22 protein-coding genes are annotated in these 23884 nt (G+C 70.8%); 10 read left to right on the forward strand and 12 right to left on the reverse strand.

Going from position 1 to position 23884, the window contains the following annotated elements:
- Nucleotides 1-47: 47 nt before the first annotated feature.
- From ACIA73_RS30755 to ACIA73_RS30770, 4 genes are read left to right on the forward strand one after another with little or no spacing between them, the layout of a single operon-like run.
- A complete protein-coding gene (locus tag ACIA73_RS30755) occupies nucleotides 48-602 on the forward strand; it encodes a hypothetical protein (protein WP_399442116.1) in 555 nt (184 codons plus the stop codon).
- A complete protein-coding gene (locus tag ACIA73_RS30760; protein ID WP_399442117.1) occupies nucleotides 599-1687 on the forward strand; it encodes a peptidoglycan-binding protein in 1089 nt (362 codons plus the stop codon). The genes ACIA73_RS30755 and ACIA73_RS30760 overlap by 4 nt, the downstream gene beginning before the upstream one ends.
- Nucleotides 1684-2430, forward strand: a complete 747-nt coding sequence (locus ACIA73_RS30765) for an ABC transporter ATP-binding protein (protein WP_399442118.1) — start codon at nucleotides 1684-1686, stop codon at nucleotides 2428-2430. The genes ACIA73_RS30760 and ACIA73_RS30765 overlap by 4 nt, the downstream gene beginning before the upstream one ends.
- Nucleotides 2427-3638 carry an ABC transporter permease gene (locus ACIA73_RS30770; RefSeq protein WP_399442119.1) on the forward strand — a complete coding sequence of 404 codons (1212 nt, stop codon included), beginning with the start codon at nucleotides 2427-2429 and terminating at the stop codon, nucleotides 3636-3638. Before ACIA73_RS30765 ends, ACIA73_RS30770 begins: the two co-directional genes overlap by 4 nt.
- A gap of 157 nt (nucleotides 3639-3795) precedes the next feature.
- On the opposite strand, the gene ACIA73_RS30775 is transcribed toward ACIA73_RS30770, so the two are convergent.
- On the reverse strand, nucleotides 3796-4230 hold the full coding sequence (locus ACIA73_RS30775; protein WP_399442121.1) for a Zn-ribbon domain-containing OB-fold protein: 435 nt from the start codon (nucleotides 4228-4230) through the stop codon (nucleotides 3796-3798).
- Between the two features lie 25 nt (nucleotides 4231-4255).
- Nucleotides 4256-4705, reverse strand: a complete 450-nt coding sequence (locus tag ACIA73_RS30780) for a DoxX family membrane protein (protein ID WP_399442122.1) — start codon at nucleotides 4703-4705, stop codon at nucleotides 4256-4258.
- A gap of 202 nt (nucleotides 4706-4907) precedes the next feature.
- On the opposite strand from ACIA73_RS30780, the gene ACIA73_RS30785 reads away from it, so the two are divergent.
- The 4 genes from ACIA73_RS30785 (at nucleotide 4908) to ACIA73_RS30800 (ending at nucleotide 10261) form a co-directional block, all read left to right on the forward strand.
- The gene (locus ACIA73_RS30785) at nucleotides 4908-6110 is read left to right on the forward strand and encodes a flavin-containing monooxygenase (RefSeq protein ID WP_399442123.1); all 1203 of its coding nucleotides are present in this window, start codon (nucleotides 4908-4910) and stop codon (nucleotides 6108-6110) included.
- A gap of 243 nt (nucleotides 6111-6353) precedes the next feature.
- The gene (locus tag ACIA73_RS30790; RefSeq protein WP_399442124.1) at nucleotides 6354-8597 is read left to right on the forward strand and encodes an acetate--CoA ligase family protein; all 2244 of its coding nucleotides are present in this window, start codon (nucleotides 6354-6356) and stop codon (nucleotides 8595-8597) included.
- A gap of 64 nt (nucleotides 8598-8661) precedes the next feature.
- Entirely contained in the window at nucleotides 8662-9501 is an 840-nt protein-coding gene (locus ACIA73_RS30795) for an enoyl-CoA hydratase/isomerase family protein (protein WP_399442125.1), read from the forward strand.
- A gap of 127 nt (nucleotides 9502-9628) precedes the next feature.
- Nucleotides 9629-10261, forward strand: a complete 633-nt coding sequence (locus ACIA73_RS30800; RefSeq protein ID WP_399442126.1) for a flavin reductase family protein — start codon at nucleotides 9629-9631, stop codon at nucleotides 10259-10261.
- A 127-nt stretch (nucleotides 10262-10388) separates the two neighbouring features.
- On the opposite strand, the gene ACIA73_RS30805 is transcribed toward ACIA73_RS30800, so the two are convergent.
- Both ACIA73_RS30805 and ACIA73_RS30810 read right to left on the reverse strand, forming a co-directional pair.
- Entirely contained in the window at nucleotides 10389-11273 is an 885-nt protein-coding gene (locus tag ACIA73_RS30805) for a hypothetical protein (protein ID WP_399442127.1), read from the reverse strand.
- Between the two features lie 42 nt (nucleotides 11274-11315).
- Complete coding sequence (locus tag ACIA73_RS30810; protein WP_399442128.1) at nucleotides 11316-12701, reverse strand: MFS transporter; 1386 nt, start codon at nucleotides 12699-12701, stop codon at nucleotides 11316-11318.
- Nucleotides 12702-12772: 71 nt separating this feature from the next.
- Here ACIA73_RS30810 and ACIA73_RS30815 point away from each other — a divergent pair, with 71 nt between their 5' ends.
- Entirely contained in the window at nucleotides 12773-13867 is a 1095-nt protein-coding gene (locus ACIA73_RS30815; protein ID WP_399442129.1) for a GlxA family transcriptional regulator, read from the forward strand.
- On the opposite strand, the gene ACIA73_RS30820 is transcribed toward ACIA73_RS30815, so the two are convergent.
- The 4 genes from ACIA73_RS30820 to ACIA73_RS30835 all read right to left on the reverse strand — a co-directional run bounded on the left by ACIA73_RS30820 (nucleotide 13754) and on the right by ACIA73_RS30835 (nucleotide 18135).
- Nucleotides 13754-15043, reverse strand: a complete 1290-nt coding sequence (locus ACIA73_RS30820) for an MFS transporter (protein ID WP_399442130.1) — start codon at nucleotides 15041-15043, stop codon at nucleotides 13754-13756. The two genes, ACIA73_RS30815 and ACIA73_RS30820, sit on opposite strands and share 114 nt — an antisense overlap.
- A 206-nt stretch (nucleotides 15044-15249) precedes the next feature.
- A complete protein-coding gene (locus ACIA73_RS30825; protein WP_399442132.1) occupies nucleotides 15250-15912 on the reverse strand; it encodes a SnoaL-like polyketide cyclase in 663 nt (220 codons plus the stop codon).
- A 130-nt stretch (nucleotides 15913-16042) separates the two neighbouring features.
- Nucleotides 16043-17092 (reverse strand): Zn-dependent alcohol dehydrogenase, encoded by a 1050-nt coding sequence (locus ACIA73_RS30830; RefSeq protein WP_399442133.1) that lies wholly within the window; start codon nucleotides 17090-17092, stop codon nucleotides 16043-16045.
- Complete coding sequence (locus ACIA73_RS30835) at nucleotides 17089-18135, reverse strand: SDR family oxidoreductase (protein ID WP_399442134.1); 1047 nt, start codon at nucleotides 18133-18135, stop codon at nucleotides 17089-17091. The genes ACIA73_RS30830 and ACIA73_RS30835 overlap by 4 nt, the downstream gene beginning before the upstream one ends.
- A gap of 101 nt (nucleotides 18136-18236) precedes the next feature.
- Between ACIA73_RS30835 and ACIA73_RS30840 the strand changes: the two genes are divergently transcribed.
- The gene (locus ACIA73_RS30840; RefSeq protein ID WP_399442135.1) at nucleotides 18237-19163 is read left to right on the forward strand and encodes a cyclase family protein; all 927 of its coding nucleotides are present in this window, start codon (nucleotides 18237-18239) and stop codon (nucleotides 19161-19163) included.
- A gap of 209 nt (nucleotides 19164-19372) precedes the next feature.
- Here ACIA73_RS30840 and ACIA73_RS30845 read toward each other — a convergent pair whose 3' ends face one another.
- From ACIA73_RS30845 to ACIA73_RS30860, 4 genes are all read right to left on the reverse strand, one after another.
- On the reverse strand, nucleotides 19373-19918 hold the full coding sequence (locus ACIA73_RS30845; RefSeq protein WP_399442136.1) for an ATP-binding protein: 546 nt from the start codon (nucleotides 19916-19918) through the stop codon (nucleotides 19373-19375).
- Between the two features lie 475 nt (nucleotides 19919-20393).
- Nucleotides 20394-21311, reverse strand: coding sequence for an acyl-CoA dehydrogenase family protein (locus tag ACIA73_RS30850; RefSeq protein WP_399442137.1), 918 nt, complete (start codon nucleotides 21309-21311; stop codon nucleotides 20394-20396).
- Between the two features lie 10 nt (nucleotides 21312-21321).
- On the reverse strand, nucleotides 21322-22470 hold the full coding sequence (locus ACIA73_RS30855) for an acyl-CoA dehydrogenase family protein (protein WP_399442138.1): 1149 nt from the start codon (nucleotides 22468-22470) through the stop codon (nucleotides 21322-21324).
- Complete coding sequence (locus tag ACIA73_RS30860) at nucleotides 22470-23708, reverse strand: amidohydrolase family protein (RefSeq protein ID WP_399442139.1); 1239 nt, start codon at nucleotides 23706-23708, stop codon at nucleotides 22470-22472. The genes ACIA73_RS30855 and ACIA73_RS30860 overlap by 1 nt, the downstream gene beginning before the upstream one ends.
- Nucleotides 23709-23884 lie beyond the last annotated feature (176 nt).

A 23884-nucleotide genomic window follows, 5' to 3' on the forward strand; every position in this document is an offset into this window, starting at 1 on the left:
TCTTCCCCTCGTCCGCACGCAACGGCGTCCGTAAGGGAAGTACCACCATGAGGAATCACAAGCTGGCCGTGACCTTCGCGTCAGGCTTCGCCGGTCTGGCCCTGTTCGCCGCCGGATGCTCGGGGGGCTCGGCGGGCTCCGGCGGCTCGGACGGCTCCGGCGGCTCCGGCGGGGGCCAGGAGTCGTCCGCGTCGGCCGGTGGTTCGGGCGGGGGTGCCGACGACGGCTCCGCGTCGGCCGCCGACAAGGACCAGGCGCTGCGCAAGTGCCTGCGCGGCAAGGGCATCGACATCCCCGACCTCCCGCCGGGCACCGACCCGCGCTCGCAGACCCTCGGCCCGCCGGAGGGCACCGCGCCCGACAAGTGGAAGAAGGGCCTGGAGGACTGCGGGGCCTCACCCCAGGGCGGTGGTGGCGGTGACGCGTCCGCCGACCAGCAGGCGCTGGAACAGCGCATCAAGATCAACAAGTGTCTGCGCGGCAAGGGCTTCGACATGCCCGACCCCAAGCCCGCCAAGGGCGGCGCGGTCGAGGGGTTCGGTGTCCCCAAGGGCGCGGACCAGGAGAAGTTCATGAAGGCGCTGAACGAGTGCGTCGCATGAGGCGCCGCACCGTAGCCGTGTCCGTCGTCCTGGTCGCCGCCCTGGCCGGCGGTGGCTTCGCCGTCAGCGGTCTCGGTTCCGGCCTCGGTCTCGGTCTCGGCACGTCGCAGGCGAAGGAGAACCCGCAGGACCGGGCCGGTCTGCCGCCCGCCACCGCCCCCGTCGTCAAGGGCGACCTGAGCAACAGCACCGGCATCGACGGCACCCTCGGCTACTCCCAGCAGCGCAAGCTCAACGCGGGCGCGTCCGGCACCCTGACCTGGATCAGCTCGGGCGGCTCCAAGGCCGAGCGCGACGGCAGGCTGTACGCGGTCGACGGCCAGGACGTCCGGCTGATGTACGGCACCGAGCCGATGTACCGCGTACTGAAGACGGGCGCGCGGGGCAACGACGTACAGCAGCTGGAGGAGAACCTGCGTGCTCTCGGGTACGGGAGCGGGCTCTCCGTCGACGAGAAGTACAGCTCCGCCACCGCCGAGGCGGTCAAGCGGTGGCAGAAGGCGCACCGGCTGAAGCAGACCGGTCGGATCGGGCCGGAGCAGATCGCCTTCGCGTCGGGTCCGGTACGGATCCAGAGCGCCGACGCGGCGGTGGGCGACCGGACGGCGCCGGGGCAGCAGGTGCTGACGACGACCAGTTCCGACCGGGTCGTGCAGCTCCAGGCCAAGGTCTCCGAGGCGGCGCTCGCCAAGCCGGGCGGCAAGGTCGAGGTGGAGCTGCCGGACGGCACGATCGTCAAGGGCACGGTCACCTCGGTCGGCTCGGTGGCGAAGCCGGGCAGCGACCCGGCCGACAGGACGCCGAGGATCGGCATCGTCGTCACCTTCGACGATCCGGACAAGGTCAAGGGCTTCGACAAGTCCCCGGCCACGGTGAAGTTCGTCGGGGAGACGCGCAAGAACGTGCTCAGCGTCCCGGTCGGCGCACTGCTCGCGCTGGCGGACGGCTCCTTCGGGGTGCAGGTCGTCGAGGGCGGCAGGACGCGTGAGGTCAAGGTGAAGTTGGGCCTCTTCGCGCAGGGCCAGGTCGAGGTGACGGGCGCGGGGCTGAGCGCGGGCGTGAAGGTGGGGGTGCCGAAGGAATGAACGGCACCTCTTCCCATGCGCCCCAAGCCACTTCCCCCGTCGTCGAGCTGTCCGGCGTGACCAAGGAGTACCCGGGCGGCGTCACCGCCCTGCGCGGCGTGGACCTCACCATCGACGCGGGTGAGCTCCTCGCCATCGTCGGCCCCTCCGGCTCCGGGAAGTCCACCCTGCTGCACATCGTCGGCACCCTCGACCTGCCCACGGCAGGCCAGGTCACCCTCGCGGGCCACGACGTCGGGCGGCTCTCCGACCGCAAGCTCTCCGCGCTGCGCGCCCAGCACATCGGGTTCGTGTTCCAGGCGTTCCACCTGGTGCCCGGCATCAGCGCCCAGGACAACGTGGCCGAAGGGCTCCTCTACTCCGGGCTGCCGCGCGCCGAGCGCCACCGGCGGGCCGCCCGCGCGCTGGAGCGGGTCGGCCTGGGCGACCGTACGGGACACAAACCGCACGAACTGTCCGGCGGCCAGAAGCAGCGCGTCGCCATCGCCCGCGCGGTCGTCGGCGAACCCGACCTGCTGCTCGCGGACGAACCGACCGGAGCACTGGACTCCGCGTCCGGCGAGGCGGTCATGCGGCTGATCCACGACCTCAACCAGGAGGGCGCGACCATCGCCGTCATCACCCACGACACGGAGATCGCCGAGATGCTGCCGAGGCAGGTGCGGATCCGCGACGGGCAGGTCGTGCACGACAGCGCGGCGCGGGGCCCCCTCGGCACGCCGGTGCGGAGTGACGCCCGATGAGCGCGCAGCGGCACCGGCCCACGCTCAGGGCGGCCCGGCTGACCCCGCGCGACATCCTGCACACCGGGTCGGCCGGAATGCGCAGCCGGCCCATGCGGGTCGTACTGTCCGCCCTCGGGATCGCCCTCGGGATCGCCACGATGATCTCGGTGGTCGGCATCTCGGCGTCCAGCAAGGAGAAGCTCCTCCAGGAGCTCGACAAGCTGGGCACCAACATGCTGGTCGTCACCCCCGGCGAGGACCTGCTGACCGGGAAGAAGATCCCGCTGGCGAAGGACTCGGTCGGCAGGATCAGCAGGATCGACGGGGTCGAACACGTGGGTGGAACAGGCCTGTTGGAGCATGCGGTCCGCCGTTCGGAGAAGATCTCCGAGGACATCACCGGCGGCATCACGGTCCAGACCGCCACCGAGGACCTGCTGACCACCCTGCGCGGCAAGGTCCGCACCGGGACCTGGCTCAACCGGGCGACCGGCAGGTACCCGTCGGTCGTGCTGGGCGACGTGGCGGCGGAACGCCTCGGCATTTCGCAGCCGGGGCAGCGGGTGTACATCGACGGCCAGTACTTCACCGTCCTGGGCATCCTCGACGAACTCCCCCTGGTCCCCGAGATCGCGCGGTCGGCGCTGGTCGGGTGGGACGCCGGCAAGAGCCTGCTCGGCTTCGACGGCCACCCGACGACGATGTACGAACGCTCGGCGGACTCCCGCGTCGGCGCGGTCCACGACCTCATCGCGCGGACCGTCGACCCGCAGTCCCCGCGCAACGTCAATGTCACCGACCCGTCGGCCGGCCTCCAGGCGAAAGCGGCGACCGAGGGCGCGTTCAGCAACCTGCTGCTCGGGCTGGGCGGGGTGGCGCTGCTGGTGGGCGGGGTCGGAGTGGCCAACACCATGATCATCTCGGTGCTTGAGCGGCGGTACGAGATCGGCCTGCGCCGCTCGATCGGTGCGACCCGGGGCCAGATCCGGGGCCAGTTCGTCACCGAGTCGCTACTGCTGTCCGGTCTGGGCGGGGTGGCGGGCATCGTGCTCGGAGCGGCCGCGACGGGCGTGTACGCGGCGAGCAGCGGGCTGCCGTGGGTGGTGCCGCCGTGGGCGATCGGTGGCGGATTCGGCGCCACCCTGGTGATCGGCACGGTCGCGGGCCTCTATCCGGCGGTACGGGCGTCCCGGCTGTCACCGACGTTGGCGCTGCACGCGGCGTAGGGGGGTGGGGGTTGGCGGTACGCGGGGTAGCGGCATGCGGGGGTCCGGCATGCGGGGGTCCGGCGGCCCGGGGGAAGCAACTGCCGCCGCCGGGTCCGGACGTACGGGAGGCCGCTGCTGCCGGGCCCGCTCCCGGAAGCAGCGGCCCCGGAAGCCGCTACCCCCGGAGCCGGAACACCGGCACGGCGTACGCCTGTCCCGGGTCGCCGCCCTCGCCCTCCCGGAAGACCACCTCCAGCTCGACGCCCACCTTCAACTCACCTTCGGTGTCATGGCAGTTGACGACCTCTGTCATCATCCGGGGCCCCTCCGCGAGGTCGACGACGGCGGCGACGTACGGCACGCGCTCACCGAAGGGCGGCAGGTCGTTGCGGTGCACGACCGACCACGTATAGAGCACCGCGCGCCCGCTCGCCTGCTCCCAACTCACGTTCTCGCTCCAGCAGTACGGGCAGAACTCGCGCGGATAGTGGTGCGCGCGGGCGCAGGACGCGCAGCGGCGGATCAGTAGCCTTTCCTCGGCTGCGGCGTCCCAGTAGGGGCGGGTGAAGGTATCGACGTCGGGGACGGAGGCGTTCGGCGGAGTCGTCATCGGCGGAGTCCACCCGGCTGAGTCATCAGAAGAGTCCGATCGCGTGGTCGAGGGACCAGGTCTGCCAGGACATCGCGAAGAGGGCGACCAGCGAGATCAGCGCCATCATCGCGTTCTGCCCCTGCTCGGCCCAGTCGTGGATCATCAGGACGAGGTAGAGGAGGTTGAGGAGAAGGCCGGCGACGAGGGCGACCGGGGTGAGGAATCCGACGATCAGGCCCAGCCCGAGGGCGAGTTCGGCGTACACGACGAGGTACGCCATCGCCTTGGGCCGGGGCGCGACGATGCTCTGGAACCCCTTCCCCACCACGGGCCACTTGTGCTTGCCCGCCACATCGGCTGCCCACGCGATCCCGGTTCCGCGCTCGAACCAGCCCTTCTTGTCCTTGTGGCGCCAGCTCTCCAGCCACCACAACCCGAGTCCGATCCGCAGCACGGCCATCCACTCCGCGCCGCCGAGCCAGATGCTCTGCACAGGACGACCCCTTCCAGGTTCGCGTTTCTGACGGTACGTCAGTTCAACGGACGGCGCGACAGTACGCAAGAGGCCGGCGCCACGGATGGGCGGCCAAACGGCACCACTCTCTCCCCTTCCGCCACTCCGCGTGATCAATTCGTAACCGATTCCACCTTTGACCGAGACCCATCAAGCGAGCGCGCGGTTACGCTCACGACTCATGGCACCTCTCCCCGGCTCCGCCGATCCCGGCATCGCGACCACCAACGACCGTCCCGTGTACGTCATCGGGGCAGGTCCCGGCGGTCTGGCCGCAGCAGCGGCGCTGCGTGCGCGAGGCGTACGGGCGGTGGTCCTGGAGAAGTCCGACTCGGTCGGCGCCTCCTGGCGAGCCCACTACGAACGGCTGCACCTGCACACCACCCGCGCCCTCTCGGGCCTGCCGGGGCTGAAGATGCCGCGCTCCTTCGGGCGCTGGGTCTCCCGCGACAACGTGGTGCGCTACTTGGAGAAGTACGTCGCCTTCCACGAGCTGGAGATCGTCACAGGCGTCGAGGTGTCCCGGGTCGAACCGGCGGCGGACGGCGGCCCGGGCTGGACACTGCACGCCAGCGGCGGGCGGGTGCTGACCGGTTCGGCCGTGGTCGTCGCGACCGGCTACAACCACACCCCGCGCCTCCCGCGCTGGGCGGGCTCGGACGCCTACCCGGGCACCCTGCTGCACGCCGCCTCGTACCGGAACGCCAAGCCCTACGCGGGCCAGGACGTGCTGGTCGTGGGCGTCGGCAACACCGGCGCGGAGATCGCCGTCGACCTGATCGAGGGCGGCGCCTCCCGCGTCCGGCTCGCGGTGCGGACCGCGCCGTACATCCTGCGCCGCTCCACGGCCGGCTGGCCCTCCCAGCGCACCGGGATCCTGGTGCGCCGGCTGCCGGTGGGCCTGGTGGACCGGGCCGGTGACGTGGTCTGCCGCGTCTCGGTCCCCGACCTCTCCGCGCACGGCCTCCCCCGCCCCACCACCGGCCTCTACTCCCGTGTCAACGAGGGCGCCATCCCCGTCCAGGATGTCGGCCTGATCGCCGCCGTCCAGTCCGGAAAGGTCGAACCGGTCGCCGCCCTCGACTCCTTCGACGCCGAGTCCGGCGAGGCGATCCTCGCGGACGGCACCCGCCTCACGCCGGACACCGTCATCGCCGCCACCGGCTACCGCCGCGCACTGGAGGACCTGGTCGGCCACCTGGACATCCTGGACGCCCGCGGCCGCCCCACGGTGCACGGCCCGCACACCTCCCCCAAGGCCCCCGGCCTTCACTTCACCGGCTTCACCAACCCCATCTCCGGCATGCTCCGCGAACTCTCCCGGGACGCCGACCGCATCGCCCGATCCGTCTCCCGAAACCTCACCAAGCCCCCCACCCGCTAGCCCCAGCCCCGCCCCCCTCGCCCTCTCTGCACACTTCGACCCCCTCTGCGCGCCTCACCCACTCCTCCCACCTCGCCCGTCACCGCGCGCAGAACCACCCGCACCGGCCGAAACGGAACCGCTCGCACCACCCCGCGTGGAACCCGTCCGCACCGCACTGTTCCTGACGGACCGTCAATTCAGTAATCTGACAGAGCGTCAGAGAATTGACCGTCCGACCAAAGAGCAGGAGCGGGCTCAGCGATGCTTGGATCAACGCACGGCACCCTCACCTCCGGTCTCCGCCACCGCGTCGTGGCCTGTGGCGACGAATCCAGGTCGGCCGCCGTCCACGGCTCGACGCCACCTGCGACCCCTGCGGCCGACGACCGGGATGTCAGCGGCCGGCCGCTGCACGCCCCCGTCCCCGACCTGGACCGCTTCTTCCGCCCGGAGTCCGTCGCGGTGGTCGGTGCCTCCGATGCCGAGGGGCGCCCCAACACGGGTATCACCCGCCAGTTGCTCGCCTGGGCGGAGCGGGTGGGGGCCCGCCTGCACCCCGTCCACCCCACACGCGAGTCCGTTTTCGGTCTGCCCTGTGTGCCCTCCGTCTCCGCTCTTCCCGAGCAGGTCGATCTCGCCGTGCTGCTGGTCAAGGACCCCCTTCCGCTTGTCGATGAGCTCTCCGACGCCAAGGTGCGGTTCGCGGTGGCCTTCGCCTCCGGGTTCGCCGAGACAGGTGAGGAGGGTGCCGCCGCCCAGGCCCGCCTGGCGGCCGCCGTCTCGGCCACCGACTCCGGGCTGCGTCTCCTCGGTCCCAACACCAACCTCAACGCCTTCGAGCGCTTCCGCGAGGATCTCTCCGGTCCCGCCATCGCCCTGATCACCCAGTCCGGCCACCAGGGCCGCCCCGTCTTCTCCCTTCAGCAGATCGGTGTGCGGCTGTCGCACTGGGCCCCCACCGGCAACGAGGCGGACCTCGAAACCGCTGACTTCATCTCCTACTTCTCCTCCCTCCCCGAGGTCGGCGCGATCGCCGCCTACATCGAGGGCCTCAAGGACGGCCGTGCCTTCCTCCTCGCCGCCGACCGGGCCGCCCGCAACAAGGTCCCTGTCGTCGCCGTCAAGGTCGGCAGGACCGAGACCGGGGCCCGAACCGCCGCGTCACACACCGGGAAGCTGACCGGGGCGGACGACGTGGTGGACGCCGCGATGCGCCAGTTCGGGGTGATCCGGGTGGACGGTCTCGACGAACTCCAGGACACCGCAGCCCTGCTGGCCCGCGCCCGCGCCCCGCAGGCCGACGGTGTCGCCGTGTATTCGATCTCGGGCGGAACGGGCGCGCACTTCGCGGACCTGGCGACGGCCGCGGGCCTCGGACTGCCGACGCTGTCCGCCGCCAAGCAGGCGGAGCTGCACGAGTGGATACCGGAGTATCTGGGGGTCGCCAATCCCATCGACAACGGCGGTCACCCGGTCGGTGACTGGCGCGGCCGGAAGATCATCGACGCGATTCTGGCCGACCCGTCCGTCGGGGTCCTGATCTGTCCGATCACCGGCCCCTTCCCCCCGATGAGCGACAGGCTGGCCCAGGACCTGGCGGACGCCGCGGAGGCCACCGACAAGCTGATCTGTGTGGTCTGGGGCTCCCCCGTCGGCACCGAGGACGCCTACCGTCAGACCCTCCTGGGCTCCTCCCGGCTGGCCACCTTCCGCACCTTCGGCAACTGCATCACCGCCGTACGCGCCTACCTGGAGCACCACCGCTTCACGGCCGGCTACCGGTCGCCGTTCGACGAGGCGCCGCGCACGCCTTCCCCCTCGTTCCGCAAGGCGCAGGCACTGATGCGTCCGGGCCAGCAGCTCAGCGAGCACGCGGCGAAGCAGTTGCTCAGGGCGTACGGAATCCGGGTGCCGCGCGAGCAGTTGGTGACCAGCGCGGCGGCGGCGGTCCGCTCGGCGGCGCAGGTCGGCTACCCGGTGGTGATGAAGGCGTCGGGGCCGCAGCTCGGCCACAAGACCGAACTCGGCCTGGTAAAGGTCGGGTTGACCTCTGCCAGCCAGGTCAGGGACGCCTATCGCGAGCTGACCGACATCGCCGCGTACGAAGGCGTCGACCTGGACGGCATCCTGGTCTGCCAGATGATCGAGCGGGGCGTCGAGATGGTCGTCGGGGTGGGCCGGGACGCGCTCTTCGGGCCCACCGTCACCGTCGGTCTCGGCGGCGTACTGGTGGAGGTCCTCGGGGACGCGGCCGTGCGGGTCCCGCCGTTCGGTGAGAGCGATGCGCGCGCGATGCTCACGGAGCTGCGCGGGCATCCCCTCCTGGAGGGTGTCCGGGGGGCGCCCCCGGCGGACGTGGACGCGCTCGTCGAGGTCGTACTGCGGGTCCAGCGGATGGCCCTGGAACTCGGTGACGACCTCAGCGAGCTGGACATCAACCCACTGATGGTCCTGCCGCGCGGACAGGGTGCGGTGGCGCTGGACGCGCTCGCCGTCTGCCGCTGAATCCACAGATCCTGTCCGCCGCCTCACCAACGGGACCCACTGGGCCAACTGGAGCCGAACACCCATGACTTCCTCCCCGAACAATCCGTCACTCTCCGTGGATTCATTGATACTCCACGCCACTGACAACGGCGTCTCGTGGATCACCCTCAACCGCCCCGAAGCCATGAACGCCATTACCGCTGACCAGCGGGAACGGATTGTTTCGCTGCTTTCCGAGGCATCCGCGAACCCCGAGGTCCGGGCGGTCGTCCTGACCGCGACGGGCAAGGGATTCTGCGCGGGGGCCGATCTGCGGGGCGGCACCGGAAGCGGATCGTCCGCCCCTGCCAGGGACCGGGTGGCCGGGGATGTCGCCCGGATGATCAGGCTCGGTGCGCAGCGGCTGATCACCGCCGTTCTCGACTGCGAGAAGCCGGTGATCGCGGCGGTGAACGGAACGGCAGCCGGGATCGGCGCCCATCTCGCGCTCGCCTGTGACCTGGTCATCGCCGCCGAAGGGGCCAAGTTCATCGAGGTGTTCGTGCGGCGCGGGCTGGTGCCGGACGGGGGCGGGGCGTATCTCCTCCCCCGACTGATCGGGCCGCAGCGGGCGAAGGAGCTGATGTTCTTCGGTGACGCGCTGCCGGCCGTGGAGGCGGAGCGGCTGGGGCTGGTCAACCGGGTCGTACCGGCGGACGAGTTGGAGAAGACGGCCCGCGCCTGGGCGGAGCGGCTGGCAGCAGGGCCCACCCGGGCACTCGCCCTCACCAAGCAGCTTGTCAACGCCTCCCTCGACTCGGACCGCGCCACGGCGCTGACCGCCGAGGCGGTGGCGCAGGAGATCAACATGACGACCGCCGACGCGAATGAGGGCGTGACGAGCTTCGTGGAGCGGCGGACGCCTCGGTACCGGGGGCTGTAGCGGGGGCCGCAGCGGGCTTGCGGGTCCTGCGGGCGGGCCGGCTCCTTTGTCGATGGGGCTGCGTCTCTTTACCGGGGGCTTCCAGCTCTTCCCATCTGACGATGCGTCAGCTTCAATCGATGGTGTGATGGGACACGCTGGGATGGCGGCCACCGCCGTTCGATACCTGAGGTCCGTCGGCGCCGCTACGGTCGCCGAACCGGTCGAGCCGCTGCCCCGCCCCGACCTTCGGGCCGTGGGCACGGACGAGCGACTTCCACTTGATCCGGCCGAATTCCGGCGGGTGCTGGGGAACTTCGCGAGTGGCGTCACCGTTGTCACTTCACCGGGCACGTCAGGGCCGGACGGTGAGCCACCCGCCGGGTTCGCCTGTCAGTCCTTCGCGTCCTTGTCGCTGGATCCGCCACTGGTCGTCTTCATGGTGGCCCGTACGTCGACGACCTGGCCGCGTATCGCCCGCGCCGGGGTCTTCTGCGTCAATGTGCTGGGCGCGCAGCAGAGTGAGCTGTGTCTGGGGTTCGCGCGCAGTGGGGCGGACAAGTTCGCGGGGGTGGAGTACGAGGGGGCGCCTGTGACGGGGTCACCGAGGCTGGATGGGGTGGCGGCTTGGGTGGACTGCACGATTCAGACGGTGCACACCGGAGGGGATCACTTGATTGTGGTGGGGCGGGTGGAGGCGTTGGGGGCTGGGGCGGACGGGGTTTTGCCGTTGGTGTTCCACCGGGGGCTGTTTGGGGGGTTTGAGGGGTTTGGTGGGTGAGGTGAGGTAGGGGTGGTGCGGCAGGCGGCGGGACCGGGGCGGGCCGGGGTCGGTGGGGTTCGGCTCCGTGGGCGGCCCGACGCCCGAGGGGCGGGGCATAGCGGGGGATGCAGTCGTGGGCTGCTGGCTACCAGGTCTGTTCCAGTTTGATTTTGCCGCCGCCGAAGAGGACGACGTGGCCTTGGTCGTTGTATGTGGATTTGCGCCAGTTGGCGAAGGCCTGGATCTGGGCGGCGCAGTCGTCGTCCATGGGGCCGCAGTCGGAGGCGATGCGGGCTTCCATGATCCTGGAGGTTTCCGGGAGGCGGATCTTGACCATGCGGAGGCCTTCGGCGAGGGCGTCGTCGGTCTTGGACGGGGTCGACCGCAGATAGGTGGTGAACTCGGTCTTCATGCCGTACCAGCGGTGGGCGCCGACGGTCGGTACGCCGTTGACGCGGGGCGGGGTCGAGGACTGGTTTCCCCCGTGCTCCGGCCCCCAGCACTCACTCGGACCCTCCGGGTGGTCCGCGTCGCCCGCGCCGGGGTCGGACGTCAGGTCCTCGCCCGCACCCCCGACGTCCTCCGAGGTGAGGTCCTCCCCGGCGCCTCCCACGTCCTCGGACGTCAGGTCCTCCCCCGTGCCCGCACCTGCCGTGGGGTCCGAGGTCAGGTCCTCACCCGTACCACCGACGTCGTCCGAGGTGAGGTCCTCTCCCGAGCCCGCGCCCCCGGCGTCTTCCGACGTCAGGTCCTCTCCCGAGCCCCCCGTCGTCGCCGGGTTCGGGGTGCTGCCGTCGGGGCAGACGATGGGACTGCCTCCGCCCGAGCCGACGCTGCCTGCCTGCTCCGTGCCGCAGGCCGTCAGGGTGGTGCCGGTCAGGAAGGCGAGGAGTGCTGCGGCGGTGGCGGTGGTTCCGGCCGGGCGGCGGCGTTTGCGTCTGGACGCGGGCGTGGTTGTGGGCGCGGACGTGGACGTGGATGTGGACGCGATCACGGGCAGGTTCGTGGCTGCGCCCATGGCTTCACTCATGGCTGATTCCCCCCTGTTCCCCCTGGTCAGGGGACAGGGGAACTATCCTGCCAGGCTCGTCTTCGCCTTCTGCGGCTTTCGGATGATGAGGGCCAGCAGAGCGGCCACCGCGCACAGCGCGCCGGAGGCGTACCAGACCACGTCGTAGTCGCCGAAGAGGTCGCGGGCGACGCCGCCCAGGAAGGCGACGGCTCCCGCTCCCACCTGGTGCGAGGCCAGCACCCAGCCGAAGACGATGGCGCTGTCATCCCCGAAGTACTCGCGGCACAGCGCGATGGTCGGCGGGACGGTCGCCACCCAGTCGAGGCCGTAGAAGACGATGAAGAAGATCATCGGCGGGTGGACGGTGGGGGCCAGGAGCATCGGCAGGAAGAGGAGGGAGACGCCGCGCAGCGCGTAGTAGACGGCGAGCAGGCGGCGGGATTCGAAGCGGTCGGTGAGCCAGCCGGAGGCGATGGTGCCGATGATGTCGAAGACGCCGATGACCGCGAGGAGCCCGGCCGCCGCCTGGATGGGCATGTGGTGGTCGTGGGCGGCGGGGATGAAGTGGGTCTTGACCAGGCCGTTGGTGGAGGCGCCGCAGATCGCGAAGGTGCCGGCCAGCAGCCAGAACGGCCCGGTCTTCGCCGCCTTGAAGAGGACGGTGACGGCACGGCGGGCGGCGCCCGCGACCGGCGGTGGCTTCGGTACGAAGTTCTCCGCGCCGTACGGCGCCAGGCCCACGTCCGCCGGGTGGTCACGCAGCAGCAGCCATACGAAGGGGACGACGGCCAGCGCGGCGAGCGCGACCGTGATGGAGGCGGGCCGCCAGCCCTCGTTCACGACCAGCCAGGAGAGCAGCGGCAGGAAGACCAGCTGCCCGGAGGCACCGGCGGCGGTGAGGATGCCGGTGACCAGCCCCCGACGGGCCACGAACCACCGGTTGGTCACCGTGGCGGCGAAGGCCAGCGCCATCGAGCCGCTGCCCAGCCCCACCAACACGCCCCAGAACAGGATCAGTTGCCAGGCAGTGGTCATCACCACGGTCAGCGCCGAGCCGACGGCGATCACCGTCAGCGCGACCGCCACCACCTTCCGGATCCCGAAGCGGTCCATCAGCGCGGCGGCGAAGGGCGCGGTCAGCCCGTACAGCGCGAGGTTCACCGAGACCGCGATGCCGATGGTGCCGCGTGACCAGCCGAAGTCCTTCTCCAGCGGCTCGATCAGCAGCCCCGGCAGCGAGGCGAAGGCGGCGGCACCGATGATCGTCACAAAGGTGACCGCCGCGACGAACCACGCACGGTGAATACGAGGCCTGCGGGAGCGGTGAACGTGACCTGGTGCGCCCAGTTCCCGTTCCAGCACAGCCACTTCATCATCCACCGGCACATCCACCGGCACGGGAGCATCGGCCCGCAGGGGCCGTACGGGAGGGGTCGTCTGCGTCATACGCATCAGCATCCCGGCCACGATCTTCCCGAACGAGTGGCCCGAAGGCCAGCATTCGCTACGATCGGGCCATGCCCCCGCAAGAGCCCGCCCCCCAGCCCTCCACCCCCCGGCCCCCCGCTCCCCCGGCCACCACGCCTCCCTCCCACCCCCACCGCATAGCCGTCCTCGCCCTCCCCCACGTCATCCCCTTCGAGCTCGGCATCCCGCACCGCATCTTCGGCCGCACCTTCGCCGCCGACGGCACCCCTCTCTACGAGGTCACCACCTTCGGCACCTCGCCCGGCCGGCTCATCCCGACCCAGGCCGACTTCTCCCTGCACGTCGAGCACGGTCCGGAAGTCCTGGCCGGCACCGACACCCTGATCATCCCGGCCTCGTACGAGCCGGCCGGCCTCTTCGAGGGCGGCCGGCTCCCGCCCGAGATCGCCAAGATCTTCGAGTACCTACGCCCCGGCACCCGCCTGGCCTCCATCTGCACCGGCGGCTTCGTCCTCGCCGCGGCGGGCTACCTGGACGGCCGGCCCGCCACCACCCACTGGCACTGGGCGGAACAGTTCCAGCGGCTCTTCCCGTCGGTGCTGGTCGATCCCGAGGTGCTGTACGTGGACGACGGCGACGTCCTCACCTCGGCCGGCGTCGCCGCGGGCATCGACCTGTGCGTGCACATGGTGCGCCGGGACTTCGGGGCCGCCGTCGCCAATGACGTCGCCCGGCGCAGCGTGGTACCTCCGCACCGGGACGGCGGGCAGTCGCAGTACATCCAACGCCCGGTGCCGGAGCCCCAGTTGGCCACCACCACCGCGGGCCGCGCCTGGGCGCTGGGGCATCTCCACGAGCCGATCCAGCTCCGGGACATGGCCGAGCAGGAGTCGATGTCGGTACGGACCTTCACCCGGCGCTTCCGTGAGGAGGTCGGGATCAGCCCCGGTCAGTGGCTGACCCAGCAACGCGTCGAGCGGGCCCGCCACCTGCTGGAATCCAGCGACCTCTCCATCGACCAGGTCGCCCGCGACGCCGGCTTCGGTACGGCGCAGTCGATGCGCCAGCACCTACAGGCCGCACTCGGCGTCCCGCCCACGGTCTACCGCCGCACCTTCCGCACCCACCTCGCCGACCCCGACCCCAGAACCGGCACCGGCTCCGGCACCGGCACCACCCACTGACCCCGGCCCCGACGCCGAACCCGACCTCCGCCGCTCCCCCACCGCCGCCACCAAAGTCAGCAGCAGGCACAGCCCCGCCCCCGCCAGAATCGCCGTGGACGGCGCCGCCACGCTCTGAACAGCCCCCGCCAGCACCGCACTTGCCGCATACCCCGCCCCCACGGACGCGTACATCATCGAGTACCCGGCCGCGAAGGCACTCCGCGGCAGCGCGTTCCTCAGCGACAGCGCCCGCGCGATCTGGACGACGGACTGGAGCAGCCCGGCCACCACCAGCCCCGCCGCGATCCACCCGAGCACCGGCACCAGCGCGCTCGCCCCCACCACCAGCGCCACCGTCACCAGCATCACCAGGGACTGCCGCTCGGGGCTGCCGGGCCAGCTGCGCAGTCCGTAGACGTACGCCCCGACCGCCGCCGCCAGCGAGTATCCGGCCAGTACCGGGCCCGCCCAGCCGACCGCCACGCCCCGCTGTTCCAGCAGGGCGGGCAGCACCAGTTCCGCGAGCGCGAGCAGCGAGAGTCCGGCCGCGCCGGTGACGTACAGCGGCCATGCGGAGGCGAGGGTCCGCGCCATGGAGACGCCCTCGCGGTCCTTCTCGTCGGCCGGCCACCCGGCGGGCAGTCCCCACAGTGCGGCCACGGCGACGGCCATCAGACCGGCGGCGAGATACATCGGGACCACCGGGTCCACCCCGAGCGCGAGTCCGGTGGCGATCGCCGGAGAGGCAGCCCACACCGCGTAGTTGAGCATCGCGTCCGCGCTGAACGCCTGCGCCACCGCCGCCTCCTCGACCAGCGAGGTCAGCAGGGCACGCAGCCCGCCGGGCACCGCACCGGGGGCGGCCCCGGCCAGTGCGGCCAGCGCTCCCAGCACCACCGGATGCGCTTGGGCGCACACCCCCAGCCCGGCAAAGGAGAGCGCGCCCACCGCCAGCCCGACGGCGAGCGCGGGCCGCGCACGGTGGGCCTTCAGCCGGGGCCCGAGCAGGAAGGCGCCGAGCACCTCGCCGATCACATACACGGCGGCCAGCGCGGCACCCATGCTGTATCCGCCGGGCCGCTCCCGCACCAGCAGCACCACGGCGAGCGGTGCCGTGGCCACCGGAAGGCGGGCGGTGACGGACACCCCGGCCAGAACGAGGACGGGCCGGGTGGCGAGGGCGCGGTAGCTCATGGGCCGACACTAGGACCCACGGCCCGCGGCACCCCACCCCTTTTCCGCCCGGGATCCCACCCGCAGAACCCCGCCCGGAAATCCCGGCCCGCCCCTCACGGCCCTCCCGGCCGCCCATTGCGCGACCCCGCCACGCGCGCGGCGCCGATCAGCACGCGACACCGCCGGCCGATCAGCACGCGACACCGCTGCATGCACGCCCCCGCTCAGTGCGCGACCGGGCACCCGCCCGTCATCTGCCCCAGGAACGCGTTCGGGTCGTAGAAGTGCTCGACCTCCAGCAGCTTCAACTCGTCGCTCACCTTCGCGACGCTCATCCCGAACATCTCGATCTGCCGGCCGTTCGGCTGAAAGCCCTTGTACTCGCCCTCGAAGCTTCCCCAGTGCCGCCACTTGAAGGCGACGGTCGGCGGCGGCGACAGCACTTCCAGGACCTCCCAGTAGAAGCCCTGCGGGAAGGCGGTGTGGAAGACCTCGTGCGAGGACTCGAAGGTGTCGCCCTGTCCGTAGAACACGGAGTCGCCGATCAGGATGTTGTAGCTGCCGCGCTCGACGATCTCCGCGGAGCCGGCCCACGCACCGCCGTTGACCCGGGTACGGAACCGCTCGCTCACCATGGAGACCCAGGTGCTCGGGTCCGCCTTGTGAGAGACCTCCATCTCGAAGACCTGCACGATGCTCTCGACGATGGCCTCCAGCGAACCGGCCTGGTGCTGAGTGGTGCGCTGGTCCGGCATCACCGTGTGGGAGAGGTGGTAGCCGGGCACCTCGTCCCGCCACTCGTCCGGTGCGGCGGCCGCGATCACTGCCTCGCGGCCCTGGAGCCAGAGGGGTGCCGGGGCCGCGGGCGGATCTGTTTGAGTTGTCATGCCGCGCATACTTACCTAGTCAACCTTTGGCCACAAGTGCCGACATGACAATGAATTGCGATCAACTCCCGTACATACAAGGGGAGTTCATCACTCCGCCAGCGGCCAGCCGAGGTCCTTTCGCAGGCCCTCAGAAGGTCAGCACCCCCCGGGCGACCCGCCCGTGCTCCGCGTCGTCCGCAGCCTTGGCGAAGTCCTCGACCGGGTACGTCTCGGTCACCAGCTCATCCAGGAGCAGCCGCCCCTGCCGGTACAGCTCCGCGTACAGCGGGATGTCGCGCTGCGGCCGCGAGGACCCGTACCGGCACCCGAGGATCGACTTGTCCAGGAACATCGCTGCGGGCAGGAAGCTCGCCTCGTCCGTGGGCGCCGTCATCCCGAGCAGGATCGCCTGCCCGTGCCGGTCCAGGAGCTCAACAGCCTTTCGTACGAGGGCAGTTCGCCCTACGCACTCAAAGACGTGATCCGCCCCGGTCGGCAGCACATCGCGTACCTCGTCCACCGAAGGCAGGAAGTGCGTGGCCCCGAAGCGCCGGGCCGCCTCCTCCTTCGCCACATTGGTGTCGACGGCGACGATCACCGAGGCGCCCGCGATCCGCGCACCCTGGATGACGTTGAGCCCGATCCCGCCCGTCCCGATGACCACAACGGTCTCGCCCAGCCCCACCTTGGCCCGGTTGAGCACCGCCCCGACCCCGGTGAGGACTCCGCACCCCATGAGTGCGGCGGAGGCCATGGGGATGTCGGACGGGATCTTGACCGCCTGGACCGCCTTCACCAACGTACGCTCGGCGAAAGCCGAGTTGGAGGCGAACTGGTACAGCGGGACCCCGCCCCGGGAGAACGGCTGCCCCGGCATCCCGATCGCCTTCCGGCACATCGTCGGCCGCCCCCGGTCGCACTCGGCACAGGCACCGCACCCGGCCAGCGTGGAAAGCGCCACATGGTCCCCGGGCGCCACGTGCGTCACCCCGGCACCGACGGCCTCGACGACCCCCGCCCCTTCGTGCCCGAGCACCACCGGCACCGGGAACGGGATCGTCCCGTCCGTCACCGAGATGTCGCTGTGGCACAGCCCGGCCGCCCCGATCCCCACCAGGACCTCCCCCGGCGCCGGATCCCGTATCTCCAGGTCGTCGACCACCTCGACCTGTTTCCCGTCGAAAACGACACCCCTCATCGTGCTCCCCCTTCATCCGCCGCCACCTGGGCCGACACGCCTTCGCCCGACTCACTCCCGACCGGCACGGCCCCGACCGGCACACCCGTGGCCGGCACACCCGTGGCCGGCACGCCCCCGGCCGGACCCCCCGCGTTCGGCCGCTCCCCCTTGCCCGCCGCCTCCCGCATCGACTCCAGTTGCGCCAGCATCGGCATCGGGTCCGTCCCCACCGTCCCCGGCAGGAAGTCCGCCAGGCTCTCCGGCGTCCACGACCCGGACGCGGCGTACGCCGCCCGCAGCTCACGCGGCTGCGCCCACACCGCGATCTTCGGCCCGGCCACCGTGTACACCTGCCCGGTGATGCCCTCCGCCCGCGCCCGCTCGGAGAGCAGGTAGACCACCAGGGCCGCCACGTCCTCCGGCTCCCCGATCTCCTTCAGCTCCATCGGTACGTTCGCCGACATCCGGGTCCGCGCGACCGGTGCCACCGCGTTCGCCGTCACCCCGTACTTGTGCAGACCGAGCGCCGCACTGCGCACCAGCGAGATGATCCCGCCCTTGGCCGCGCTGTAGTTGGCCTGGGCGACGCTGCCCTGGTGGTTGCCGCTGGTGAAGCCGACCAGCGTGCCCGATCCCTGGCGGCGCATGACCGCGGACGCCGCCTTGAAGAGGGTGAAGGTGCCCTTGAGGTGGGTGGCGATGACCGGGTCCCACTCCTCCTCGGACATGTTGAAGAGCATCCGCTCGCGCAGGATTCCGGCCACACAGACGACGCCGTCGATCCGTCCGTACCCGGCGAGCGCGGTGTCCACCACCCGCTGCCCGCCCGCCATCGTGGAGATGTCGTCCGCGACCGCGATCGCGGTACCGCCGGCCGCCTCGATCTCCTTGACGACACCCGCCGCGACCTCACTGGTCGGCTCGGAGCCCTCCATCGAGACGCCGTAGTCGTTGACGACCACCCGGGCGCCCGCCTCCGCGCACGCCAGCGCCACCGCCCGCCCGATTCCGCGTCCTGCTCCGGTCACCGCTATGACCTTGCCGGCCAAGAAGTTCCCCATCACCACGCCTTCCCAAGGTTTCTGACGGACCGTTAGATTCGCAAGCATCTCGATGCTGAACCATTCCGATGCTCCGGCACAAGACCCAGGAGGCCCTTCACATGTCCCTGCCTGCCGAGTTCCACGACATCGCCAAGCGCGTCAACAACTGGGGCCGCTGGGGCGCCGAGGACGAGATCGGCACCCTCAACCTGATCACGGACGAGGCGGTACGGGCGGCTGCCGGGACGGTCCGCAGCGGGCGGCGGATACCGCTCGCCCTGCCGCTCCACCAGGACGGCGTACAGACCGGGATGATCCCCGGCCGGGTCAATCCGCTGCACTCCATGGTCCAGATCAACCAGGAGCTCTTCGGCCCCGGCACCGTCGCCACCAGCGACGACGCGGTGACCATGGGACTCCAGGCGGGCACCCACTGGGACGCCCTGACCCATGCCTCGCACTCGGGCCGGATCTACAACGGCCGCCCTGCCGACACCATCACCCCGCACACCCGGTCCGCCTTCAGCGGCATCGACAAGGCCAGGCACGTGGTGTCCCGTGGCGTCCTGCTGGATGTGGCCCGGGCGCGGGGCGTGGAACGGCTGGCCGGCGACCACGCCGTAACCCCCGAAGACCTCGACGCGGCCGAGGAGTTGGCGGGGCTGAAGGTCGGCGCCGGTGACATCGTGCTCGTACGGACCGGGCAGATCCAGGTCTACCTGGGGGGCGACAAGCACGGGTACGGATATCCGTCACCCGGGCTGTCGATCCGGACCCCGGAGTGGTTCCACGCGCGGGACGTGGCGGCGGTCGCCAACGACACGCTCACCTTCGAGATCTTCCCGCCCGAGATCGAGAACCTGTGGCTGCCGGTGCACGCACTGGATCTGGTGGAGATGGGGATGCTCCAGGGCCAGAACTGGAATCTGGAGGAGCTGTCCGAGGCGTGCGCGCAGGAGCGGCGGTACGGGTTCCTGCTGTCCGCGATGCCGGAGCCGTTCGTCGGCGGAACGGGGACGCCGGTCGCCCCGGTCGCGATCCTCTAGCCGACAGCGGTACGAGCCCGGGTGCCGTCACTGCGAGCGGAGTGGGCGGCGGTACGAGCGGGTGGTGGCCCCCGCCGAGCAGTGGCCACCACCCCAGTCCGACCCGCCCTCGCCAAGGCCGGCACCTCGGCGTCCCCTCGCGACGAATCGCTCACTCAAGGGTGGGAAGACGGCCACCAGCCGTCAACACCGACCCCGCGAACCGCCCGCTAAGCGATGTTTGTGACGGCGCACGACGGCTCGTAGGCACTCGATTCCGGGCGGTCCACGTGCGCCCCCACGGGCTGGGCGACCTGCCGGTCCACCTCGCACCAGATCCGTTTGCCGCTGCCCTCGGCCTGCCAGCCCCAGCGGTCGGCGAGTCCGTCGACCAGTTCCAGGCCGCGCCCATTGGTGTCGTCGCCCTCGGCGTGCCGGGGCCTGGGCGGGCAGGCGCTGACGTCCGCGACCTCCACCCGGACCGTGCCACCGCCGCCGGGCACGGGATGCGGGGGCTTGCCGCTCGCGCCCGTACCGGAATCCCGGCCGTCGGCCGCTTCCTCCTCGCACGGGAACAGCATCCGCAGCACGGCCGGACACCCGGTGTGCACCACGGCATTGGTCACCAGCTCGGAGATGAGCAGGACCAGCGTCTCAGCGAGCGGCTCGTCCGCCGCTATTCCGGACCCGGCCAACCTGGACCGCGCCCACCTACGGGCCCGGCCCACTTCCGCCGGGTCCGCCCCGACTTCCAGTTGCACCTGAAGCACCTGCACCGCTCACACCATCCGAACCGGCGGACACAACGCCTCGCGTCTCCACAGGGTCACGGAACGTGATTCCCTTGTGGGACAGCATGGTTGACGTACAGTCACCGCAACAAGCGCTTCAGGCATATTCCAGCGCGAAGGAGTACGCGTCCTGCATACTGTGCGACGCACGCTGCGGAGAGTCGAACGCGAGCGCTTGTGGCGCCTTGGTCCGACGCGAGGGTGGGTGGCCTCGACGCGCGTCGCCCGGCCGGGAGCCGCCATACAGACCGCACCGGGAATCCCGCGCTCCACCACCACTCGCATCTGAGGGAGCGTACCGGAGCCGGGAGCCGACTCCACCCCGTGACGACTCCCACGAAGGACACAACCCGGTATCGACACAGGGTGACTTCTTCTGCATGAAGAATGGTCCACTCTGCCGAATCTCCGTCCCGATCCGTCCGGTTGATCCCGATCACACCTGATCAGAGGGCCTGCCTCAGGCGTCGGCCAGCAGATTCTGCGCCAGTTCCTCCTCCAGTCGCCCCGTCGAGGGGCCCCTCGCGGCCCGCACCCATGCTCGCTTCAGGTGCAGATGTACGTCGTGCTCCCAGGTGAAGCCCATCCCGCCGCACACCTGGAGGCAGTCCCGGGCATTGGCCTCGGCCGCCTCGTCGGCCAGCAGCTTCGCCGCCGCGATCTCCACCGGGTCGGCGGTGACGGCTGCCGCGTAGACGGCGGTACGGGCCAGCTCGGATCGCACCAGCATCTGTGCGCACATGTGTTTTACGGCCTGGAACGCGCCGACCGGTTGCCCGAACTGCTTCCGTTCGTGCGCGTGTTGGACCGCCATCTGAAGTGTTCGGGCCGCACTGCCGGACTGTTCGGCCGCCGTGAGAAGAATCGATTCCGGGGAGGGGTCCACGGGCTCGCCCGGAACGATCCACAGCGGGGTGAGCGGGTCCACCGAGCTCGCGGGTCGCGCGACGCCCTCCAGCGCCGCCCGGTCCTGATCCCGTACGACATCGGACTGGGCCAGGTGGGAAATCAGCTCACCGGCCTGGGCGGTGACGACCACCTCACCCTCGGCGGCGCCCTTCACCGCACCCGCCGCGAGATGGGTGTCCACCAGCGGCCCGGTCAGCAGCGCCCGGCCCGCCTCCTCGAAGAGCAGCACCGCCTCGGGGAGGCCGAGGCCCACACCGCCCTCCTCCTCGGGAAGGCGGAGCGCGAAGAATCCGGCGTCGCCCAGGGCGCGCCACAGCTCACGGTCGAGGGTGTGCGGGTCGCGTGCACACGTATCGCCCTCGCGCCGGTCGAGAGGGGCGCGGAGTGCTTCCCGGGGGAAGCGCCGGACGAGCAGCCCCCGCAGCCCCTGCCGCAACGCGCGTTGATCGGCTGTCAGTTGGAAGTCCACGGGCTCCGGCTCACCGGCCCTTCGGGAGGCCGAGGATGCGCTCGGCGACGATGTTCCGCTGGATCTGGGAGGTGCCCGCGGCGATGGTGTAGGAGAGGGAGGAGAGGCGGTCGAGGTTCCAGCCGTGCGGGTCGTCGAGGTCGAGGGCACCGGCCGGACCGAGGACGTCGGCGGCCGTGCGGTAGAGCTGCTGGCGGGCGTGGGAGTAGCGGAGCTTGAAGACGGATCCGCCGACGCCGGGGACACCGCTTGCGGTCGCCTCGCTGACGTTCCACTGGGTGAGCCGCCACAGCACGGCGAACTCGGCGTTGAGGCGCCCGAGTTGCCGCCTGAGCACGGGATCGTCCCAGCGCCCGTTCTTCCTCGCCTCGCGCGCGAGCGCCCCGAGCGTCCGCCGGCAGGCGACCACCTCCCCCACGAACGCCGTGCCGCGCTCGAAGGAGAGAGTGACCATGGTGACCCGCCAGCCGTCGTTCTCCTCGCCGATCCGGTTGCCGACCGGGATCCGTACCTCGTCCAGGAACATCTCCGCGAACTCGGCCGACCCGGCGAGCGTCCGCAGCGGCCGTACCGTCACCCCCGGCGCGTCCATCGGCATCGCCAGCCAGCTGATGCCCTTGTGTTTGGGAGTGTCAGGAGTGATGGGTGTGGTGCGCACCAGCAGCTCGCACCAGTCCGCGACCTCCGCGTGCGAGGTCCAGATCTTCGAGCCGCTGACGACGTACGCGTCCCCGTCCCTGACCGCCTTCGTCCGGAGTGAGGCCAGGTCGGAGCCCGCGTCCGGCTCGCTGAACCCCTGGCACCACACCTCGTCGCCCCGCAGGATCGGTGGCAGCCAGCGCTCCCGCTGCGCGGCCGTCCCCTCGGCGGCGATGGTGGGGCCCGCGTGCAGCAGCCCGACGAAGTTGGCGCCGACGTACGGGGCCCCCGCCCGTTCCGTCTCCTCCAGGAAGATCAGGTGCTGGGTGGGGGTGGCCTCGCGCTGGAGGTCGGCGTACCCGGCGTCGTACAGCATCCGCTGCCATCCGGTGTCGTACGTCCGCCTGCCCGGCCAGTCGAGCGGGTCGGGCCGGGGCGGCAGCGTGGGCAGCACCCGCGCCAGCCAGCCCTTCAGCTCCGCCCGGAAGTCCTCCTCCTGGGGCGTGTACGTGAGGTCCATCAGCGCGGCCGCCGGTCCCGGTCCAGGTCGAGGCCGAGCATCCGGATCGCGTTGCCGCGCATCAGCTTGTAGATGGTCTCGTCGTCCAGCCCCTTCACATGGTCGAGGGCGACCTCCTTGGTGTGCGGGAAGGTCGAGTCCACGTGCGGGTAGTCGGTTTCGAAGGTCGCGTTGTCGCGGCCGACCACGTCCAGCGAGGCCACCCCGTGCTTGTCACGGAAGAAGCAGCAGAAGATCTGCCGGTAGTAGTACGTCGACGGGGGCTCCGGGATGAGGTCCTTCACGCCACCCCAGGCGCGGTGCTCCTCCCAGACGTCGTCCGCGCGTTCCAGGGCGTACGGGATCCAGCCCATCTGCCCTTCGCTGTACGCCAGCTTGAGCTGCGGGAACTTCACCAGCACCCCGCTGAAGAGGAAGTCCATCATCGACGCCATCGCGTTGTTGAAGGAGAGCGAGGCCTGGACGGCGGGAGGGGCGTCGGGCGACGCGGCGGGCATCTGGGAGCTGCTGCCGATGTGCATGTTGACGACCGTCCCGGTCTCCTCACAGACGGCGAAGAAGGGGTCCCAGTAACCGGAGTGAATGGAGGGAAGCCCAAGGTGGGTGGGGATCTCGGAGAAGGTGACCGCCCGCACCCCACGGGCCGCATTGCGGCGGATTTCGGCCACCGCGAGGTCGATGTCCCAGAGCGGGATGATGCACAGCGGAATCAGCCGGCCGCCGCTGTCGCCGCACCACTCCTCGACCATCCAGTCGTTGTAGGCCCGCACACAGGCCAGCGCGACCTCCTTGTCGCGCGCCTCCGCGAAGGTCTGCCCGCAGAAGCGGGGGAACGTCGGGAAGCACAGCGAGCCCTCGACATGGTTCAGGTCCATGTCCTTGAGCCGTTCGGCCGGATCCCAGCAGCCCTTGCGCATCTCCGCCCGGGTGATGCCTTCGAGGGTCATGTCGTCGCGGTCGAAGCCGACGGCGGCGATGTTCCGCTTGTACGGGAACTTCAGGTCCTCGTAGATCCACCAGTCGGTCGGCGGCCCTTCCGGATCCATCGTGATCACGTATTTGCCCGCGGTGTAGGCGAGTTCACCGATTCCGGCGGTGAGCGGCTGCGGGCCTCGGTCGCGGTACTTCGCGGGGAGCCAGGTGGAGAAGAGGTGCGGGGGCTCGATCACATGGTCGTCGACGCTGATGATGCGCGGCAGTTCGGCGTGGTCGTCGCTGCGGACTTCGGTGGGACCCATCCGGCATTCCCCTTCGCGTTATCTGATGACCCGTCAGAATTCAGGCTAGCGGTGCACCTCTGGACCGACAAGGCGCGGAGCCCTACGCTCACGGTCAGTTCTGACGAGCCGTCAGCTTCCGGGAGAGCGCAGTGAATTCATCGCACGCCGGTACGGAGTCCACGCAGTCCAGCCAG

Origin of the sequence: Streptomyces sp. NPDC051561 (genome assembly GCF_044454195.1) — a bacterium.
Lineage (GTDB): Bacteria > Actinomycetota > Actinomycetes > Streptomycetales > Streptomycetaceae > Streptomyces.

Bases quoted from the DNA above. Each gene is read 5' to 3' on its own strand.
- ACIA73_RS30770 (WP_399442119.1), top strand. From the start codon at position 2,427: ATGAGCGCGCAGCGGCACCGGCCCACGCTCAGGGCGGCCCGGCTGACC.
- ACIA73_RS30810 (WP_399442128.1), bottom strand. From the start codon at position 12,701: ATGACGCAGACGACCCCTCCCGTACGGCCCCTGCGGGCCGATGCTCCC.
- ACIA73_RS30855 (WP_399442138.1), bottom strand. From the start codon at position 22,470: ATGGACCTCACGTACACGCCCCAGGAGGAGGACTTCCGGGCGGAGCTG.
- ACIA73_RS30820 (WP_399442130.1), bottom strand. From the start codon at position 15,043: ATGAGCTACCGCGCCCTCGCCACCCGGCCCGTCCTCGTTCTGGCCGGG.
- ACIA73_RS30760 (WP_399442117.1), top strand. From the start codon at position 599: ATGAGGCGCCGCACCGTAGCCGTGTCCGTCGTCCTGGTCGCCGCCCTG.
- ACIA73_RS30800 (WP_399442126.1), top strand. From the start codon at position 9,629: ATGGGACACGCTGGGATGGCGGCCACCGCCGTTCGATACCTGAGGTCC.
- ACIA73_RS30795 (WP_399442125.1), top strand. From the start codon at position 8,662: ATGACTTCCTCCCCGAACAATCCGTCACTCTCCGTGGATTCATTGATA.
- ACIA73_RS30775 (WP_399442121.1), bottom strand. From the start codon at position 4,230: ATGACGACTCCGCCGAACGCCTCCGTCCCCGACGTCGATACCTTCACC.
- ACIA73_RS30830 (WP_399442133.1), bottom strand. From the start codon at position 17,092: ATGAGGGGTGTCGTTTTCGACGGGAAACAGGTCGAGGTGGTCGACGAC.
- ACIA73_RS30815 (WP_399442129.1), top strand. From the start codon at position 12,773: ATGCCCCCGCAAGAGCCCGCCCCCCAGCCCTCCACCCCCCGGCCCCCC.
- ACIA73_RS30835 (WP_399442134.1), bottom strand. From the start codon at position 18,135: ATGGGGAACTTCTTGGCCGGCAAGGTCATAGCGGTGACCGGAGCAGGA.
- ACIA73_RS30825 (WP_399442132.1), bottom strand. From the start codon at position 15,912: ATGACAACTCAAACAGATCCGCCCGCGGCCCCGGCACCCCTCTGGCTC.
- ACIA73_RS30790 (WP_399442124.1), top strand. From the start codon at position 6,354: ATGCTTGGATCAACGCACGGCACCCTCACCTCCGGTCTCCGCCACCGC.
- ACIA73_RS30860 (WP_399442139.1), bottom strand. From the start codon at position 23,708: ATGGGTCCCACCGAAGTCCGCAGCGACGACCACGCCGAACTGCCGCGC.
- ACIA73_RS30755 (WP_399442116.1), top strand. From the start codon at position 48: ATGAGGAATCACAAGCTGGCCGTGACCTTCGCGTCAGGCTTCGCCGGT.
- ACIA73_RS30785 (WP_399442123.1), top strand. From the start codon at position 4,908: ATGGCACCTCTCCCCGGCTCCGCCGATCCCGGCATCGCGACCACCAAC.
- ACIA73_RS30840 (WP_399442135.1), top strand. From the start codon at position 18,237: ATGTCCCTGCCTGCCGAGTTCCACGACATCGCCAAGCGCGTCAACAAC.
- ACIA73_RS30805 (WP_399442127.1), bottom strand. From the start codon at position 11,273: ATGAGTGAAGCCATGGGCGCAGCCACGAACCTGCCCGTGATCGCGTCC.
- ACIA73_RS30765 (WP_399442118.1), top strand. From the start codon at position 1,684: ATGAACGGCACCTCTTCCCATGCGCCCCAAGCCACTTCCCCCGTCGTC.